The sequence below is a fragment of the Actinocorallia libanotica genome (genome assembly GCF_039525175.1).
Lineage (GTDB): Bacteria > Actinomycetota > Actinomycetes > Streptosporangiales > Streptosporangiaceae > Actinocorallia > Actinocorallia libanotica.
Map to the genome: position 1 here is coordinate 404,007 of NZ_BAAAHH010000001.1, position 15,368 is coordinate 419,374.

The window sequence follows — 15,368 nt, forward strand, 5'->3', positions numbered from 1 at the left end:
CGGGACCTCCGCTCTTCCCGCCCCGCTCCGCCCGATGTCGCTAGATTTGCTGGCATGAGCGATCTTCCGGGATATCTGGAGCTGCGCGAGCTGGGTGCCGGAAACCAGGGCCGTGTGGTGCTCGCCCGGCACGAACCGTCCGGCCGCGTCGCCGCCATCAAGTACCTGCACGGCGCGGAGCCCGCGGCCATCGCACGGTTCCGGGACGAGGCCGTGCTGCTCCAGCGCGTCGAAAGCCCCCACGTGGCGGCCCTGTACGAGTTCCGCGAGTTCCCGGGCGGCGCCGCGATCGTCATGGAAGCGGTAGAAGGCACCTCACTGCGCGCCGTCCTGGACACGCACAGGACGCTGACCCCCGAAGCGGCCCTGACCGTCCTCAAAGGCTCACTCCTCGGACTCGAATCCGCGCACCGGCTCGGCATCGTGCACCGCGACTACAAGCCCGCCAACGTGATCGTGACGGCCGAAGGCCAGAGCAAGCTCATCGACTTCGGCGTGGCGGTGTTCGCAGGCAGCCGCGGCGGCTCGGGAACACCCGCCTACATGTCCCCCGAGCAGTGGATGCGCGGTGCCGCCACCCCCGCGACGGACGTATACGCCGCCACATGCGTCTTCTTCGAGTGCGTCACGGGCCATCTCCCGTTCCATGACGGCGACCTCTCCGACCTGCACCGCCAAGCCCCGCTCCCCGTGGAAGACGTTCCCGTCCCCCTGCGGGCCCTGATCTCCCGCGGCATGGCCAAGGAGGCATCCGAACGCCCTCCGTCCGCGCAGAGCTTCGTCACCGAGCTGGAAGCGGCCGCCGCCACCGCCTACGGCCCGGACTGGGAGTCCCGCGGCCGCGCCGTACTCGGCGGAATGGCGGCCGGAATGCTCGGCGGCGCCGCACTGATCGCCACGGCGGGAACGACCGCCACGACCGCGGCGACCACCACGACGGGAACGGGCCTGGGCTCCACCGTCCTCGGCGGGACCTCCCTGACGATCGCCGCGGCCTCCCTCGGCGTCATCGTCACGGCAGGGGTGAGCGTCTACGCGGTGCCGAAACTCATCGGAGACGAGTCGCCTGCACGCCCCGTCACAGCGGCCACCGCCCCGACCGCGCCCTCCCTGGCCTACATGACGAACAACGCCGTCATGGTCAACGGCCCCGACGGCAAGACCAGGAAGATCGCCTCCCTGTCGGGCAGGGCACCCGGAGACTCACTGGCCTGGTCCGCCGACGGCCGCCACCTCGCCTGGACGACAGCCGCGCGCAAGACCGCCTCCGCCGACAAAATCCACCTGGCGTCCACGGCCGACGGCAGGACCCACACCTGGGACTGCCCGGACACCTACTGCGGTGCCGCCGTCTTCCGCGGAGACCAGCTGATCACCGGAGGCCGCTCCCTCCGCCTGACCCTCTACCCGTCCGAAGGCGGCACCCCGGCCGCCCTCCCCATCACCGGCCTCCCCGAAAACCCCTACCCCGACTTCCCCGCGGTCGGCCCCGTCCTGGTGGACGGCACCGGGACCGAGACGATCCTCTACTACGGCGTGGGCACCAGCGCCTACGGAGGCCCCGTCGCCTACTACCGGGTCTCCGCGTCCGGCCAGGCCACCCAGATCTTCACCGACGACGGCCGAAGCAACGTGGGACCCCACTCCCTCTCCCTCACCCCCGACCGCCGCTCCCTCGTCTACGTGGGCGCCCGCCGAGGCGGCTACTGCGACCACCACGAAAGCGTCCGCCTGGCCGACCTGGCCACCGGCCGGGTCACCGAGCCCGACATGCCCACCGGCTACGTCTCCGTCCGCGCCACCTGGTACGACGCCTCCGGCGCCCTCACCGCGTCCTTCCTCCCCCAGGACGCCGCATGCCCCGACGCCGACCCCGCCGTCCCCCGGGGCCCGGCCCGCTTCGCACTCCGCTCCGGCACCTGGACCCCCGCCGGCCGAGGCCCCGCCGTCCCCCGCTTCGCCGCGGACGGCAGCGAAGCCCGCCTCTCCGACGCCACCCCGCCCGCCACCCTCACCATCACCCGCCAGGGCACCACGACCAAGGTCCCCGGGGTCTCCCTCGCCACCTGGTCCCCCTGACCCTCCCTCGCGGCGATCATCGGCATGGGCCGGGGGACCCGCGCCTAGCGGGTGACGGCGAGGGCCAGGGAGCCGAGGGCGAGGACCAGGTAGGCGGCGGGGAAGGCGATGTTGTGGAAGACGCGGGCGCGGACGTGGGCCGCCACGGCGCCGAGGAAGAACAGGACGAGCCCGGTGGCGGCGGCCACGCCGATGAACCGTGCGCCCAGAAGCCCCAGGAGGAGCCCGAGGGCGCCTGCCGCCTTCAGGGCGCCGAGCCAGGGGAGCCAGGACGGGGGTAGGCCCACCTCGGCCGAGTTGGCGAGGACGAACTTCGCGCGTGCGAAGTCGGCGACGGCGATGGAGGCGTTGGCCGCGATGGTGAGAGCGGTGACCACGACATAGGTGAGGAACATGCGACAGGCCTTCGGTCAGGGGGTGATCTCGGGTGGACGGGCTGCCGCCCGTCTGCGCGCCCAGCCTTTCGAGAGCCGATCCAGGCGTCCAATACCTGCATCTATAACCTGTCGGCATGGATCTCGACATCCGGTTGTTGCGGTACTTCGTCGCCGTCGCGGAGGAGGGGAACCTGACGCGGGCGGCAGAGCGGCTGTACGTGTCGCAGCCGGCGCTCACCAAGCAGATCAAGCAGCTCGAGACGCTGCTCGGTGCGCGGTTGTTCCACCGTTCGCGGGCCGGGATGGCGCTCACCGAGGCCGGACGCGTCCTGGCCGAGCGGGCTCCCTCTCTGCTGGCCGACTGGAACTCGGCGGTGCGGCGGGTCAGGAGAGCGGCCGAAGGCGCGGAACGCGTGCTGCGCGTCGGCTATCTGGCCAGCGCCGCCAATGAGGAGACCCAGCGCATCATCGCGGAGTTCGCCCGCCGCCGGCCCGGCTGGCGGGCGCAGATGCTGCAGGCCTCGTGGTCCGACCCGACCGCCGGGCTCGCCGCCGGGAACGTGGACGTCGCCTTGGTCCGGCTTCCCTTTCCCGGCCAGGACGTCCTGCGGGTGGAAGAGCTCTTCGCCGAACCCCGCTGGGCCGCACTGCCCGAGGCGCATCCGCTGGCCGGCCGTGAAGTGATCGCCTTCCCGGAGCTCTGGGACGAGCCGTTCGTCGCCGCTCCCGCCGAGACCGGGTCCTGGCGGGACCACTGGCTGGCCGCCGACGAACGCGAAGGCCGCCCCGTCCGCATCGGCGCGGTCACCGACCAGCCCGACGACTGGCTCAGCGCCATCGCCAACGGCTACGGCATCGCGCTCGCCCCCGAATCCGCCGCCCGCTACTACGCGCGCCCCGGCATCGCCTACCGTCCCCTCACCGGCGTCAGCCCCAGCCGGATCGGAGTCGCCTGGGACACGGCCGAGGACGACGATCCCGTCGTCGGAGACTTCGTCCGCTGCTGCAGGTACATCCGGGACCACGGTGACGCCGCCCGCGGCTCGGAAAAGGGGGGATTTCCGGCTGGTGCGTGAGGGCGGAAGGCAGCGAGGCCTGCTTCGGGACGCGGCGGATACAGCATGCGATCACGGGAAATTGGGTGGTAGGCCCGATGGCGCCGGGGGAGGGGATGGCCGATCCTGGCCTAGGAGCCGCCGGAATGTCGTTCCGGCGGCCGTGCCCGCTCCCGACCCCCGTGGGAGCGGGCACCGGCCCCCGTCCACCGAGGTGATCTGCATGCGGTCGAGTCCTGCCCGGGGCGTCCCGGCGTCCCGGTCGCGGCGCGGTCCGCGCGCCGCCGTCGATCTGGGCAGCAGCCGCATCCGGGTCAGTGTTCCCGCCCGCGAGGTGATGGTCGACCGCCCCTCGTCGGTGCCCGCCGCGGCCGCCGCGTAGTAGGCGACCAGGCCGCGCCGCAGGCGGGGCGTCGACAAGGACGCGTGGGTCGACACGCGGACGACGCCTCCGGGGTGGGTGCGGCCCATCCGGCACGGCATGGTGACCGACACCCGCGACTGCGCCCGGCTGGCCGGCGGCGTCCTGCGGGAGGCCGCCGCGCTCGCTCCGAAGGAGATCCTGCTGGCCCTGCCCAGCGCCGCCACCGACGTGGACCAGCGGCGTGCCGTGACGGCCGTGCAGGTGGCGGCCGACTGCCCGGTGCGCACCATGGAGGCGCCGCTGGCCGCGGTGATCGGCGCGGGCCGCGCGTTCGGCGACAGGAGCCCCCGGCTGGTGCTGGACATCGGCGCGGGCCTCGCCGAGATGGCGGTGATCGTCGAAGGGGCGGTCGACCACGCGCGTTCCGTCCAGTACCTGCTGGAGCGGTCGCCCGGCAGCGCGAGCCCGCGGCTGCCGCAGCACGTGCACGGCAGGCTGGCCGACGAGCTCCAGCAGATGCTGGACGACCTGCCGGCCCGGCTGCGGAACCGGGCACGCGCGCGGGGCCTGCTGCTGACCGGCGGCGGCGCCCTGCTGCCGTCCCTGCCGGGCGGGCTCGCCGACCGGCTGGCCGTGGACGTGCGCATCGCGCCCGACCCGGCCCGCGCCACCATCCGCGGCCTGGCCCGCCTCTGCCTCGCCCCCGAGTCCGTACGGGCGGTGCTCGCCTTCCGGGAGGCATGACCCGTACGGCGAGATACATGGTGGATTTCCGAAAAATGGGTGTCAGGCCGGATGGTGGTGGCCCGGGGAACGGCCGATCCTGGGAGAAGAGACGACGAAGAGCCCGGTCACCGGGCCGGAAGGGGTCTGTTTCGACGACTGCCGCCCATGCCGCGCGCCACGCGGCGGGCCACCCCTGAACACATGGAGCGGACGGACGCTCCGGATCACCTCGGCGGCGCCGGGCCAGTGTTGGCCCGGCGCCGCCGACGTGGTCCCAGCAAGCGAGTGGAGTGACACGATGCCTCTTGACCTGACCGGCGACGACGTGACGAACCGGAACCTCCTCGGCCGGGTGGTGCTGCCGCTCACCGGCTGGACCGCCCACCTCCACCACCACGACGGCCACCCCGCCCGCCTGGTGCTGGACCCCGGCGGCGGCTCCCTCCTGAGCTACTCGCTGCTCCGGCCGGCGGTGCCGGAGCAGCTCCTGCTCAGAGCCCACCACATCAGGCTCGGCCGCGCCTTCGGCCCCGCGGCGATCGACACGGTCACCCTGGCCTACGGCGTGACCGCCGGCGGCCGCGCCGAGCCGTCCTTCCTGCGCCACCGCCCCTGGCGCTCGGCCCGCACCTGCGAGGCCGACCCCCTCACCCTGGCCGGCCGCGTCTGGCTGGCCGAGCTCCCCGGCCACTTCGACGAGGTCCGCGTCACCGCCGACGGCCGCACCGCCGTCCGCCTCGTCTGACCCGCGGGCGCTCCTCCCAGGGAAGGAGCGCCCGCCCCCGGCCGCTTTACAGAAAACGAAAATCATCAAGAGATTTCCACAACGGAAACTCTGGAATTCGTTGTTCTCGCCGTTGAGGGCGCATGACCGGCTGCCGATAGTGGGCCGCATGAGAAAGCAGCAGATCATCATGGCGGGAGTGGTCGCCGCGACGGCCGTTGTCGTTCCCGGCGGGGTGGCGCAGGCCGCGGACGGGGACGAATGGCGCGCCATCCGGCCGATCGTCACCCTGCCCGAGCGCGATCTCCGCGACGTCGAAGCGGTCAGCGCCACGGAAGTGTGGATCGCGGGCTACCAGTACAGCTCGGCTTCGGCCTACTTTCCGATCCTGCAGCGCTGGAACGGGAGGAACTGGCGGGCGTACGACCCCAAGGGCATCGGTTTCGAGGGGCGGCTGTACGACCTGAGCGCGGTCGGCCCGAACGACGTCTGGGTGGCCGGGGTCCGTGAGGAGGACGACGAGACCGGCCTGACCGAGACCTATCTGGGGCACTGGGACGGCTCCGCGTGGAGCATGGTCGACGCCCCGCCGGCGAACGAGGCCGGCGGCTCGGTCCGCCGCGTGGCGGCCGACGGGGGCGGGGTCTGGCTCGCGGACGCCGGGGGGCGGGTCTCCCGGTGGGACGGGACGTCCTGGACCACCCACCTCGACCTCGGCGAGCCGGTGTACGCGCTGGAGTCCTTCGCGTCCGGCGACGCGTGGCTGCGGACGGAGAGCGCCGTGCACCACTGGGACGGCACCGCCTGGAGCCAGGTGGCGCTCCCCGAAGGCGCCTTGGTCTACCAGGTGCAGATCACCGAGCAGGACGGGGCCTGGGTGCCCACCCCGGCCGGTCTGCTGGTCTGGGGCAACGGCTCCTGGCAGGAGACGCCGTTCCCCGACGGGTATCAGAACCGGAGCGTCACCGGCCTCTCCGCGGGGCACTGGATCCGCCTGGGCGGAGGCGGTGAGTGGAGCTGGCTCCGGTGGACCGGCTCCGGCTGGTTCGTCGCGGACCGGGCCAGCGGCGCGAGCCGCGAGGTGACGGCCGACTCCGCAGGCCGGGTCTGGGGTGTCGACGGCGTCTCCGTCGCCGTCCCCTTCGACCCGCAGCAGACCAGGTTGCACAGCGGCAAGCTGATCCGCTACCGCGACGGCGAGTGGGAGACGGTCTCCGGCCTGCCCAGGGCCAACTACATCCTGCGCGCCATCCCCGGCACCGACAAGACGATCGGCGTGGGCGTCGACGGCATCACCGGCGACCTGAAGGCCATCACCAACGGCTGACGGGGGTGCGGCACCACGAGCCGCTCCTCTCGCGCACATCCGTCCGGAAGACCGCTCTGGAACCGGTTGCTCCCGCCGTTGAGCGGGCGCAGCCGCACGACCGATAGCGAGACGCATGAGAAAGAAGCACATCATCATGGCGGCGGCGATCGCCGCGACGACCGTGGCCGTGCCCGGAGGGGCGGCACAGGGGGCCGAAGGGGACGAGTGGCGCGTCATCCGGCCGGTCGTCACCCTGCCGAAGCGCGACCTCCGCGACGTCGAGGCGGTCAGCGCCGAGGAGGTCTGGATAGCCGGTTACCAGTACACCTCGGAGTCCGCCTACTTCCCGATTCTGCAGCGGTGGAACGGCGAGAACTGGCGGGCGTACAACCCCAAGGGCATCGGGACCGAGGGCCAGCTGTTCGACCTGAGCGCGGCCGGCCCGAACGACGTCTGGGTGGCCGGGGTCCGCGAGGAGGACGACGAGACCGGGCTGACCGACACCTACCTGGGCCACTGGGACGGCACCGCCTGGACCGAGGTCGAGGCCCCGCCGGTGAACCAGGGCAGCCAGCGGCTGCGCCACCTGGCGGCCGACGGGGACGGGCTCTGGCTCGCGGAGGCGAACGGCAGGGTCTTCCGGCGGGAGGGGGCGACCTGGACACCCCACCTCGACCTCGGCAAGCGGGTGATCACCTTCGACTCCCTCCCGTCCGGCGAGGCGTGGCTGCGGACGCAGGACTCCCTGCACCGGTGGGACGGCTCCGCCTGGAGCCAGGTGGCGCTTCCCGCCGGCGCCTCCCTGGCCTACCTGCAAGTGAACGACACGGACGGGGCCTGGGTGACCACCGGGACCGGGCTGGCGGTCTGGAGGGACGGCGCCTGGCAGGAGACCCCGTTCCCCGCCGAATACCAGAACGCGCGCACTGTCACCGCCTCCGGCGGTTACTGGATCTATCTGAGGGACGACTCCAAGGAGGGCTGGGTCCGGTGGACCGGATCCGACTGGGAGATCACCTCGGACCTGCCGCAGAACACCCCCGGCAAGCAGGTGATGACCGACACTGCAGGACGGATCTGGGGCATCGCGTACGCGTACGTCCCCTTCCTGGAGACGAGCGGAAAGCTGGTCCGCTACGAGGGCGGCAAGTGGGAGACGGTCCCCGGACTGCCCAGGGCCCTCTACCGGATGCGCGCCATCCCCGGCACCGACAAGTCGATCGCCGTGGGCGTCGATGCCGTCACCGGCGACCTGAAGGCCATCACCAACGGCTGACGGCGGCACACTGCATCACCTCACCCCCCGGGGCGCGGACCTGACGGTCGCGCCCCTCGCGCATGCCGGGGGAGCGCTCACCACCCGCCCCAGTGCACGACGTCGTCGAAGGGCCGGCGGTCGGGCCGGTCGATCGGGCGCAGCGGACGGCCGGCGGGGTGGCCCAGACCGATGAGGAACGCGGCGAAGTACCCGTCGGGGAAGCCCAGCACGCGCTGCGCCTGCCGCTGGTCGGCGACGGCCGAGTGGCCGGACCCGATGCCGAGGTCGACGGCGGTGAGCATCATGTTCGCGGTCGCCTGGCCGAAGTCGTACATCAGCCAGTCGCGGTGCCGGGCGTCCTCGGGCTCCTCGCCGACCAGCGCGATCGTGGCGGCCGAGCGCGCTATGTGTTTCCCGCCCGGCTCCCACGCCTTGGCCAGTTCGACGAGCCGCTCGCGTTCGGTGACGACCACGAAGTTCCAGGGCTGCCAGTTCTTCGACGACGGCGCCCGCCGTCCGGCCTCCAGGATGCGTTCGAGAGCCTCGCGGGCGATCGGCTGATCGGTGTAATCGCGCACGTTGCGGCGTGCGCGGACGGCGTCCCACGTCTCCATGTCCCAACATCCCTTCGAGCGTCCGGACGCCGCAGCGGCGCCCCTGAGGCTCCTTCCCCCGGTGCCTGAAGCGACCGGCCGGTCCCGGTAAGCATTGCGCCATGGCCGCCGGAGGCCGTTGACAGTCAAACCTGATTTTCCTACCTTTTAAGTGGGTTAATGGGAGCGCCCTCCGGAAAGGCACGACCCCCCATGCACGCAGCCCGCACCGACGCCCTTCCCGCCCTCGTCCCGGGAGACACCTGATGCCCAAGCAGATCCACCTGGCCGCGCATTTCCCCGGCGTCAACAACACCACCGTGTGGTCCGACCCCGAATCCCGGAGCCAGATCGACTTCGCGTCGTTCGTCCACCTCGCCCGGACCGCCGAACGCGGCAGATTCGACTTCTTCTTCCTCGCCGAAGGGCTGCGGCTGCGCGAGCTCAAGGGAAGGATCCACGACCTCGACGTGGTCGGCAGACCCGAGTCCCTGACCTACCTGTCCGCGCTGGCCGGCGTCACCTCCCGCCTCGGGCTGGCGGCGACCGTCAACTCCACCTTCAACGAGCCCTACGAGCTGGCCCGCCGCCTGGCCACCCTCGATCACCTCAGCGACGGCCGGGCCGCCTGGAACGTGGTGACGAGCTGGGACGCCTTCACCGGCGAGAACTTCCGGCGCGGCGGCTACCTCGCCGAGTCCGACCGCTACGAGCGGGCGAAGGCGATGCTGCGGGCGGCGCGCGAGCTGTGGGACTCCTGGGACGACGACGCGATCCTCGCCGACCGCGCGTCGGGCGAGTTCGTCCGTCCCGGCCAGGGCGGATTCCGCTACGCCGACCGGCACTTCGACATCTCCGGCGGGTTCACCACCCCGCGCGGCCCGCAGGGGCACCCGGTGATCATCCAGGCGGGCGACTCCGACGAGGGGCGGGAGTTCGCCGCTTCCGACGCCGACGTCGTCTTCAGCCGGTACAGCGGGTTCGAGGAGGCGCGCGTCTTCTACAAGGACGTCAAGGACCGGCTCGCCAGGTACGGCAGGCGGCCCGAGGACCTCAAGATCCTCCCGGCGGCGACGTACGTGCTCGGCGGCACCGAGGAGGAGGCCGCGGAGAGGGCGGCGCGCATCCGCCGGGCACAGGTGGGCCCGCAGACGGCGATCGCGTTCGCCGAAGGCCTCTGGGGCCGCGACCTGTCGGACCACGACCCCGACGGGCCGCTGCCCGACCTCGAACCCGACCTCGGCGAGGGCGTCTCGCGGGGCCGTGCGCAGTTCCGCGGCGACCGGGGCGCGGTCGTCCGCGAGTGGCGGCGGATCGCCGAGGAGAAGGGCCTCAGCCTGCGCGAACTGGTCATCGAGGTCACCGGGCGGCAGTCCTTCATCGGCACGCCGCGCTCGGTCGCCGACGAGATCGACGCGTTCGTGCAGAACGACGGCTCCGACGGGTTCATCCTCGTCCCGCATCTCACCCCCGGCGGTCTCGACGACTTCGTGGACCACGTCGTCCCCCTCCTCCAGGAGAAGGGCGTCTTCCGCACCGACTACACCGGCCCGACCCTGCGCGACCACCTCGGCCTCACCACCCCCCGCCCCCTCGGGAAGGAAGCCCGATGACCGCTCTGCACCTCGCCGTCGCCCTGGAGGGGACGGGCTGGCACCCCGCCTCCTGGCGCGACCTCCTCGCCCGGCCCGACGAGCTGTTCTCCGCCCGCTACTGGACCGACCTGGCCGTCGAGGCCGAACGCGGCCTGCTGGACTTCGTGACGCTGGAGGACGCCTTCGCGCTCCAGTCGTCGCGGTCCGAAGGACCCGACGACCGCACCGACCAGGTGCGCGGCCGCCTTGACGCGGTGCTCGTCGCCGCCCGGCTGGCCGCCGCGACCTCGCACCTCGGCCTCGTCCCGACGGCCGGCACGACGCACACCGAGCCGTTCCACGTCGCGATCGGCATCGCCTCCCTCGACCACGCCACCGGGGGCCGGGCGGGCTGGCGCCCCCAGGTCTCCGGCCGGAGGCCGGACGCCGGGCACTTCGGCCGCCGGGAGTTCCCCGATTTCACCCGCGCCTTCTCCGAGGCGCCCGAAGGCAGGGAGTTCGTCAGGGAGCTGTTCGACGAGGCGAACGACGCCGTCGAGGTCGTCCGGCGGCTGTGGGACAGCTGGGAGGACGACGCGGAGATCCGCGACGCCGCGACCGGCCGTTTCATCGACCGCGGCAAACTCCACCACATCGACTTCGAGGGCGAGCACTTCACCGTCCGCGGCCCGTCCATCACCCCCCGCCCGCCGCAGGGGCAGCCGCTCGTGACGGCACTGGCCCACGACGTGCTCCCGTACGAGTTCGCCGCCCGCTCCGCCGACGTCGTGTACATCACCCCGCACTCGCGGCAGGAGACCGCCGAGGTCATCGCCCAGGTCCGCGACGCCGAGTCCCGGGTCGGCCGCACCGGCGCCCCCTTGAAGGTCTTCGCCGACCTCGTCGTCTTCCTCGGCCCCGACGCCAAGGGCCGCAAGCAGATCCTCGACGAGCTGGACGGCGCCGAACCGGCCTTCGACGCGGAGGTCTTCGTCGGCGAGCCGCGGCGCCTGGCCGACCTCCTCCTCGACCGGCACTCCGCCGGCCTCGACGGCTTCCGCCTCCGCCCCGGAGCCCTGCCCCGCGACCTGAAGGCCATCACCCGCTCCCTCGTCCCCGAACTCCAGTCCCGCGGCGCCTTCCGCGACCGGTACGCCGAGACCGCCCTGCGCGCCCGCCTCGGCCTGCCCCGCCCCGCCAACCGCTACGCCACCGCCTCATGAGCGGCCCCGGCACGATCCCCTTGTCCATCCTCGACCTCGCCCTCGTCGCAGACCGCGTCGACACCCGGTTCGTCGGCTCGCCGCACACCGTCGCCGAGCGCCTGCGGGTCCTCCAGCACGTCACCGGTGCCGACGAGCTCCTCGTCACCACCATCACCCACGACCACGCCGACCGGCTGCGCTCCTTCGAGCTCCTCGCCGAGGAATGGGGAACCGCCACGGGAGCCGCGGGCGACTCCTCGGGGTGACGATGTGCCGACGGGCGGTGATGCGGGCAGGAAGAGGACCGTGGAGAACACCGTCCCGATCCGCCGGCCGCCGGCCGCCCGCGCACGGTGATCGTTCATGTCCCAGCAGCCGGGAGCCCGGAAGAACGGAAAGCACCGTTTCCGATGGCCGCGCTGGGCGTGGTGGCTGCTCACCGTCCTCGTCGCGGTGCTCACGGTCTTCCTCGTCTTCTCCCAGCGGCGGGAGCTGGAGGAGGCGCTGCACCTCATCGCCAGGGCGGACCCGTCCCGGCTGGCGGTCGCCGCGGTGTGCGAGGCGGTGTCGCTCCTCTGCCTCGCCGCCGTGCAGCGCCGGCTGCTGCTGGCGGGCGGGACGCGCTGGAGCCTGCGGCGCTGGACGGCGATCATGCTGGGCGCCAACGCCATGGCCGGGGCGATTCCCGGCGGGGCGGCCATGGCCACCGCCTGGAACTACGAGCAGCTGCGCCGGAGGGGCGTGGAGGGGTCCCTCGCGGCTGCCGTGCTGGCCGTCGCCGGGCTGCTGTCGGTGGCGAGTCTGGGCGTCCTGATGGTGCTGGGCCTGTTCACCGCCGGCGCGAAGGGGACCGCCGCCCTCGTCCACCCCGTGGCGGGCGTGCTGATCGCGCTCTTCCTGTCGGTTTCAGCGGGCCTCCTTCTCGTGCGGTCCCCGGCCGTGCGCGACCGGGTCCGGCGGTCCTGGACGGGGCTGGGACGGCGGAACGGCCGGATCGAACGGCTCCAGAAGGGCCTGGCGCACACGGTGAGCCAGGTGCGGGGCCTGGAGCCGGGCGTCCGGCCGTGGCTGCCCCCGCTGGGGCTCGCCCTGCTGAACTGGCTCTTCGACGTCGCCTGCCTGCTCGCCTGCATGTGGGCGATGGACATCGACCCGCCCTGGCACGGGCTGCTGCTGGCCTTCTCGCTCGCCCAGATCCCCGGCAGCCTGCGGCTGACCCCCGGCAGCCTGGGCGTCATCGAGGCGAGCATGGCCGCGCTCCTCGTCCTGTACGGCATGCCGACGGGCCCCGCGATCGCCGCCACCCTCCTGTACCGGATCTTCAGCTTCTGGCTGCTGCAGCCCATCGGCTGGGCGAGCTGGCTCGTGGTCTCCCGCCAGAAGGCCGAGGAGCCCGCCGCCCGGTGAGTCAGGAGGTGCGCATCTCCGAGGAGCGCCGCCTGCGGAGGACGAAGCGCTGGACCTTGCCGCTGGGGGTCTTGGGAAGGTCCGCCACGAAGTGGACGGTGCGGGGGTAGGCGTGGGCGGCGAACTTCGTCTTGACGAGGTGCTGGAGCTCCTCGGCGAGTTCGTCGCTCTCCGCGACGCCGGGGAAGAGGACGACGTAGGCCTCCAGGACCTCCCCGCGCAGCTGGTCGGGGACGCCGATGGCGGCGGCCTCGGCGACGCTTTCGTGCTGGACGAGCACGCTCTCGACGTCGAAGGGGCCGATGCGGTAGCCGGCCATGATGATGACGTCGTCGTCACGGGAGGAGAAGCGGAAGAAGCCGTCCTCGTCCCTGGTGCCGGAGTCGCCGGTGAGGTACCAGCGGCCGTCGGCGGTGAAGCGCTCGGCGGTCTTCTCGGGGGCGTCGACGTAGCCGTGGAACCACATCAGCGGGCTCTCCGCGACGTTCAGCGCGACACGGCCGAGGACGCCGGGGCCGGCGGGCTCGTCGCGGTCGTCGTGCAGGACCTCCGCGGACCAGCCGGGCAGGGCCCTGCCCATCGAGCCCGCAGGGACCTCGGTGCGCAGGCCGTCCGCCCAGGCGTCCACGATCACCATGCCGTGCTCGGTCTGGCCGTAGTGGTCGCGGACGGCGGTGCCGAGCACCTCGCGGGACCAGGCGTTGACCTCGGGGGTGAGCGGCTCCCCGGCCGAGGAGGCGCGGCGCAGCCGGATCCCCTCGGGCGCGGGGACGTCGGAGGCGCGCAGGCTGCGGTAGACGGTCGGGGCGGAGGTGAAGTTGGTGACGCCGAACCGCTGGAGGACCTGCCAGGTGAGCTCCGGGCTGAACCCGGCGCTCAGCAGCAGGTTGCGCCGGCCCGCGACGAGCGGGGCGAGGATGCCGTAGTACAGGCCGTAGGCCCAGCCGGGGTCGGCGGCGTTCCAGAACACGTCGTCGGCCCGCACGTCGAGCCCGCACTCCAGGTAGACCTGGAAGGACGCCAGCGCCTTGACCGGCACGGGGACGCCCTTGGGCGTGCCGGTGGTGCCGGAGGTGAACAGCTGCACGAGCGGGGCGTCGCCGCCCATGACGGCGGGCGCGGCCGCGGGATCGTCGTCGCTGTAGAGCTCGAGCAGCCGGTGGAAGGAGAAGCCGCCGGCGGCGTCCGCCCCGACGACGATCGTCTCCCAGGGCGCCTCGGCGGGGAAGTCCTCGCCCGGGGCGAGCTTGTGCAGCTGCCCGGCGTCGGAGACCACGATCTTGGCCTCGCCGGCGTTCAGCCGCAGCGCGATGGCCGACGGCGCGAACGCGGTGAACAGCGGGATGTGCACCGCGCCCCGCCGCCAGATGCCCAGCAGCGCCACCACGAGGTCGGCGGACTTGCCCATGAGGGTGGCCACGGCGTCGCCCGGCTCCACGCCCAGCCCGGCCAGCGCCGCCGCGAACCGCGCCGAGTCCCGCCGCAGCCGCCCGTAGGTGAGGTCCTCGGCGGAGAGGTCGGCGTTGACGACGGTGAACGCGACATGATCGGCCGGGTGGCGGTCGCACAGCAGCTCCGCGGCGCACGCCTGCGGAGAGCCGTAGCGGGCGAGCAATTCCTCGACGCGGTCCATGAAGATCCCTCGCTTTCCCGGGCACGGCGGCTTTTGTAGCCGGTGTGTGACGTTCGTCTATCTTGTGAGGAGAGTTCAGGAAGGGACTACCCCCGGAAAGGGGTGAACACCATGCTCTCCGCCCCGGACGGCCTGCTGCGGCCGGACGACGGCGACGCCTACCGCCAGGCGCTGCGCCTCCTGCGCGACCGCTCCGGCCTCCCCGTGATCTTCGGCGGCCAGGTCCTTGACGGAAACTTGACGCTCGCCCAGTTCCTCGGCGTCCGCACGTCCGGCCTCCGCGGCCTCCGCGTCGCCCCCGGCACCGGCCTCGGCGGCCGCGTCCTGGCCGCCGCCCGCCCCATGACCCTCAACGACTACGGCACCGCCGGTTCGATCACCCACGACTACGACACCCCCGTCCTGGCCGAGGGCATCCGCGCCGTCACCGCCGTCCCGGTGACCGTCCAGGGCGCGGTGCGCGGCGTCCTCTACGCCGCCGACCGCGGCCCCGACCCGCTGGGCGGCCGCGCCCAGAGCCTCCTGGCGGACACCGCCCACCGCCTCGCCGCCGAACTGTCCGTCCGCGACGAGGTCGACCGCCGCCTCCGCCTGGCCCGCACCCTTCCCGCCGCCCCCGCCGATCCCCGGCTCACCGAAGAGCTCCGCGCCCTCCACGCCGAACTGAGGGGCATCGCCCAGGACGCGGCGGACCCCGCCCTGCGCGCCCGCCTCCAGTCGGCCGCCCGCCGCCTGACCACTCTGACCTCCCCCCAGGACCCCCCGCCCCCCAACCCCCTCTCCCCGCGGGAGCTGGACGTCCTCTCCCAGGTGGCCCTCGGCTGCACCAACGCCGAGGCCGCGGACCGCCTCTCCCTCCACCCCGAGACCGTCAAGGCCTACCTCCGCAGCGCCATGCGCAAACTGGACGCCCACACCCGCCACGAGGCCGTCGTCTCGGCCCGCCGCCGCGGCATCCTCCCCTGACTCCGGGCTTTGCCGCGCGCGAGCGCTTCCCCTAGGATCTCCCGTCATGACGACTCTCCTCGGGTAGTGGACCCCGCGGTCCAGCGGCGTCGCAGCAT

15 protein-coding genes are annotated in these 15,368 nt (G+C 72.9%); 12 read left to right on the forward strand and 3 right to left on the reverse strand.

Features of this window, described 5'->3' with window-relative positions; translation table 11 throughout:
• Positions 1 to 54 precede the first annotated feature (54 nt).
• Positions 55 to 2,079 carry a protein kinase domain-containing protein gene (locus ABD140_RS01995; RefSeq protein ID WP_344236004.1) on the forward strand — a complete coding sequence of 675 codons (2,025 nt, stop codon included), beginning with the start codon at positions 55 to 57 and terminating at the stop codon, positions 2,077 to 2,079.
• A gap of 44 nt (positions 2,080 to 2,123) precedes the next feature.
• On the opposite strand, the gene ABD140_RS02000 is transcribed toward ABD140_RS01995, so the two are convergent.
• Positions 2,124 to 2,474, reverse strand: coding sequence for a DoxX family protein (locus tag ABD140_RS02000; RefSeq protein ID WP_344236006.1), 351 nt, complete (start codon positions 2,472 to 2,474; stop codon positions 2,124 to 2,126).
• A gap of 116 nt (positions 2,475 to 2,590) precedes the next feature.
• Here ABD140_RS02000 and ABD140_RS02005 point away from each other — a divergent pair, with 116 nt between their 5' ends.
• The 6 genes from ABD140_RS02005 to ABD140_RS02030 all read left to right on the forward strand — a co-directional run bounded on the left by ABD140_RS02005 (position 2,591) and on the right by ABD140_RS02030 (position 7,910).
• Positions 2,591 to 3,532 (forward strand): LysR family transcriptional regulator, encoded by a 942-nt coding sequence (locus ABD140_RS02005; RefSeq protein WP_344236008.1) that lies wholly within the window; start codon positions 2,591 to 2,593, stop codon positions 3,530 to 3,532.
• Between the two features lie 202 nt (positions 3,533 to 3,734).
• Positions 3,735 to 3,893: a hypothetical protein gene (locus ABD140_RS02010; RefSeq protein ID WP_344236010.1), complete on the forward strand. Its 159-nt coding sequence runs from the start codon at positions 3,735 to 3,737 to the stop codon at positions 3,891 to 3,893.
• Between the two features lie 78 nt (positions 3,894 to 3,971).
• Positions 3,972 to 4,619 carry a rod shape-determining protein gene (locus tag ABD140_RS02015; protein WP_344236012.1) on the forward strand — a complete coding sequence of 216 codons (648 nt, stop codon included), beginning with the start codon at positions 3,972 to 3,974 and terminating at the stop codon, positions 4,617 to 4,619.
• Between the two features lie 280 nt (positions 4,620 to 4,899).
• Positions 4,900 to 5,346 (forward strand): hypothetical protein, encoded by a 447-nt coding sequence (locus ABD140_RS02020; protein WP_344236014.1) that lies wholly within the window; start codon positions 4,900 to 4,902, stop codon positions 5,344 to 5,346.
• Positions 5,347 to 5,494: 148 nt separating this feature from the next.
• Positions 5,495 to 6,652: a hypothetical protein gene (locus ABD140_RS02025; protein WP_344236016.1), complete on the forward strand. Its 1,158-nt coding sequence runs from the start codon at positions 5,495 to 5,497 to the stop codon at positions 6,650 to 6,652.
• A 115-nt stretch (positions 6,653 to 6,767) separates the two neighbouring features.
• Entirely contained in the window at positions 6,768 to 7,910 is a 1,143-nt protein-coding gene (locus ABD140_RS02030; protein WP_344236018.1) for a ligand-binding sensor domain-containing protein, read from the forward strand.
• A 77-nt stretch (positions 7,911 to 7,987) separates the two neighbouring features.
• On the opposite strand, the gene ABD140_RS02035 is transcribed toward ABD140_RS02030, so the two are convergent.
• The gene (locus ABD140_RS02035) at positions 7,988 to 8,506 is read right to left on the reverse strand and encodes a nitroreductase family protein (protein ID WP_344236020.1); all 519 of its coding nucleotides are present in this window, start codon (positions 8,504 to 8,506) and stop codon (positions 7,988 to 7,990) included.
• 245 nt (positions 8,507 to 8,751) lie between these two features.
• Here ABD140_RS02035 and ABD140_RS02040 point away from each other — a divergent pair, with 245 nt between their 5' ends.
• The 4 genes from ABD140_RS02040 to ABD140_RS02055 all read left to right on the forward strand — a co-directional run bounded on the left by ABD140_RS02040 (position 8,752) and on the right by ABD140_RS02055 (position 12,671).
• Complete coding sequence (locus tag ABD140_RS02040) at positions 8,752 to 10,098, forward strand: NtaA/DmoA family FMN-dependent monooxygenase (RefSeq protein ID WP_344236022.1); 1,347 nt, start codon at positions 8,752 to 8,754, stop codon at positions 10,096 to 10,098.
• On the forward strand, positions 10,095 to 11,282 hold the full coding sequence (locus ABD140_RS02045) for an LLM class flavin-dependent oxidoreductase (protein ID WP_344236024.1): 1,188 nt from the start codon (positions 10,095 to 10,097) through the stop codon (positions 11,280 to 11,282). The genes ABD140_RS02040 and ABD140_RS02045 overlap by 4 nt, the downstream gene beginning before the upstream one ends.
• Entirely contained in the window at positions 11,279 to 11,530 is a 252-nt protein-coding gene (locus ABD140_RS02050) for a hypothetical protein (RefSeq protein WP_344236026.1), read from the forward strand. Before ABD140_RS02045 ends, ABD140_RS02050 begins: the two co-directional genes overlap by 4 nt.
• Before the next feature lie 97 nt (positions 11,531 to 11,627).
• The gene (locus ABD140_RS02055) at positions 11,628 to 12,671 is read left to right on the forward strand and encodes a lysylphosphatidylglycerol synthase transmembrane domain-containing protein (RefSeq protein ID WP_344236028.1); all 1,044 of its coding nucleotides are present in this window, start codon (positions 11,628 to 11,630) and stop codon (positions 12,669 to 12,671) included.
• Between the two features lies 1 nt (position 12,672).
• Here ABD140_RS02055 and ABD140_RS02060 read toward each other — a convergent pair whose 3' ends face one another.
• The gene (locus ABD140_RS02060) at positions 12,673 to 14,304 is read right to left on the reverse strand and encodes an AMP-binding protein (protein WP_344236030.1); all 1,632 of its coding nucleotides are present in this window, start codon (positions 14,302 to 14,304) and stop codon (positions 12,673 to 12,675) included.
• Between the two features lie 111 nt (positions 14,305 to 14,415).
• Between ABD140_RS02060 and ABD140_RS02065 the strand changes: the two genes are divergently transcribed.
• Positions 14,416 to 15,270, forward strand: coding sequence for a LuxR C-terminal-related transcriptional regulator (locus ABD140_RS02065; RefSeq protein WP_344236032.1), 855 nt, complete (start codon positions 14,416 to 14,418; stop codon positions 15,268 to 15,270).
• Positions 15,271 to 15,368: the final 98 nt, after the last annotated feature.

What these genes read in the sequence shown, in the direction of transcription:
- ABD140_RS01995 (WP_344236004.1), top strand. Translation starts at nt 55, where the DNA reads ATGAGCGATCTTCCGGGATATCTGGAGCTGCGCGAGCTGGGTGCCGGA.
- ABD140_RS02000 (WP_344236006.1), bottom strand. Translation starts at nt 2,474, where the DNA reads ATGTTCCTCACCTATGTCGTGGTCACCGCTCTCACCATCGCGGCCAAC.
- ABD140_RS02005 (WP_344236008.1), top strand. Translation starts at nt 2,591, where the DNA reads ATGGATCTCGACATCCGGTTGTTGCGGTACTTCGTCGCCGTCGCGGAG.
- ABD140_RS02010 (WP_344236010.1), top strand. Translation starts at nt 3,735, where the DNA reads ATGCGGTCGAGTCCTGCCCGGGGCGTCCCGGCGTCCCGGTCGCGGCGC.
- ABD140_RS02020 (WP_344236014.1), top strand. Translation starts at nt 4,900, where the DNA reads ATGCCTCTTGACCTGACCGGCGACGACGTGACGAACCGGAACCTCCTC.
- ABD140_RS02025 (WP_344236016.1), top strand. Translation starts at nt 5,495, where the DNA reads ATGAGAAAGCAGCAGATCATCATGGCGGGAGTGGTCGCCGCGACGGCC.
- ABD140_RS02030 (WP_344236018.1), top strand. Translation starts at nt 6,768, where the DNA reads ATGAGAAAGAAGCACATCATCATGGCGGCGGCGATCGCCGCGACGACC.
- ABD140_RS02035 (WP_344236020.1), bottom strand. Translation starts at nt 8,506, where the DNA reads ATGGAGACGTGGGACGCCGTCCGCGCACGCCGCAACGTGCGCGATTAC.
- ABD140_RS02040 (WP_344236022.1), top strand. Translation starts at nt 8,752, where the DNA reads ATGCCCAAGCAGATCCACCTGGCCGCGCATTTCCCCGGCGTCAACAAC.
- ABD140_RS02045 (WP_344236024.1), top strand. Translation starts at nt 10,095, where the DNA reads ATGACCGCTCTGCACCTCGCCGTCGCCCTGGAGGGGACGGGCTGGCAC.
- ABD140_RS02050 (WP_344236026.1), top strand. Translation starts at nt 11,279, where the DNA reads ATGAGCGGCCCCGGCACGATCCCCTTGTCCATCCTCGACCTCGCCCTC.
- ABD140_RS02055 (WP_344236028.1), top strand. Translation starts at nt 11,628, where the DNA reads ATGTCCCAGCAGCCGGGAGCCCGGAAGAACGGAAAGCACCGTTTCCGA.
- ABD140_RS02060 (WP_344236030.1), bottom strand. Translation starts at nt 14,304, where the DNA reads ATGGACCGCGTCGAGGAATTGCTCGCCCGCTACGGCTCTCCGCAGGCG.
- ABD140_RS02065 (WP_344236032.1), top strand. Translation starts at nt 14,416, where the DNA reads ATGCTCTCCGCCCCGGACGGCCTGCTGCGGCCGGACGACGGCGACGCC.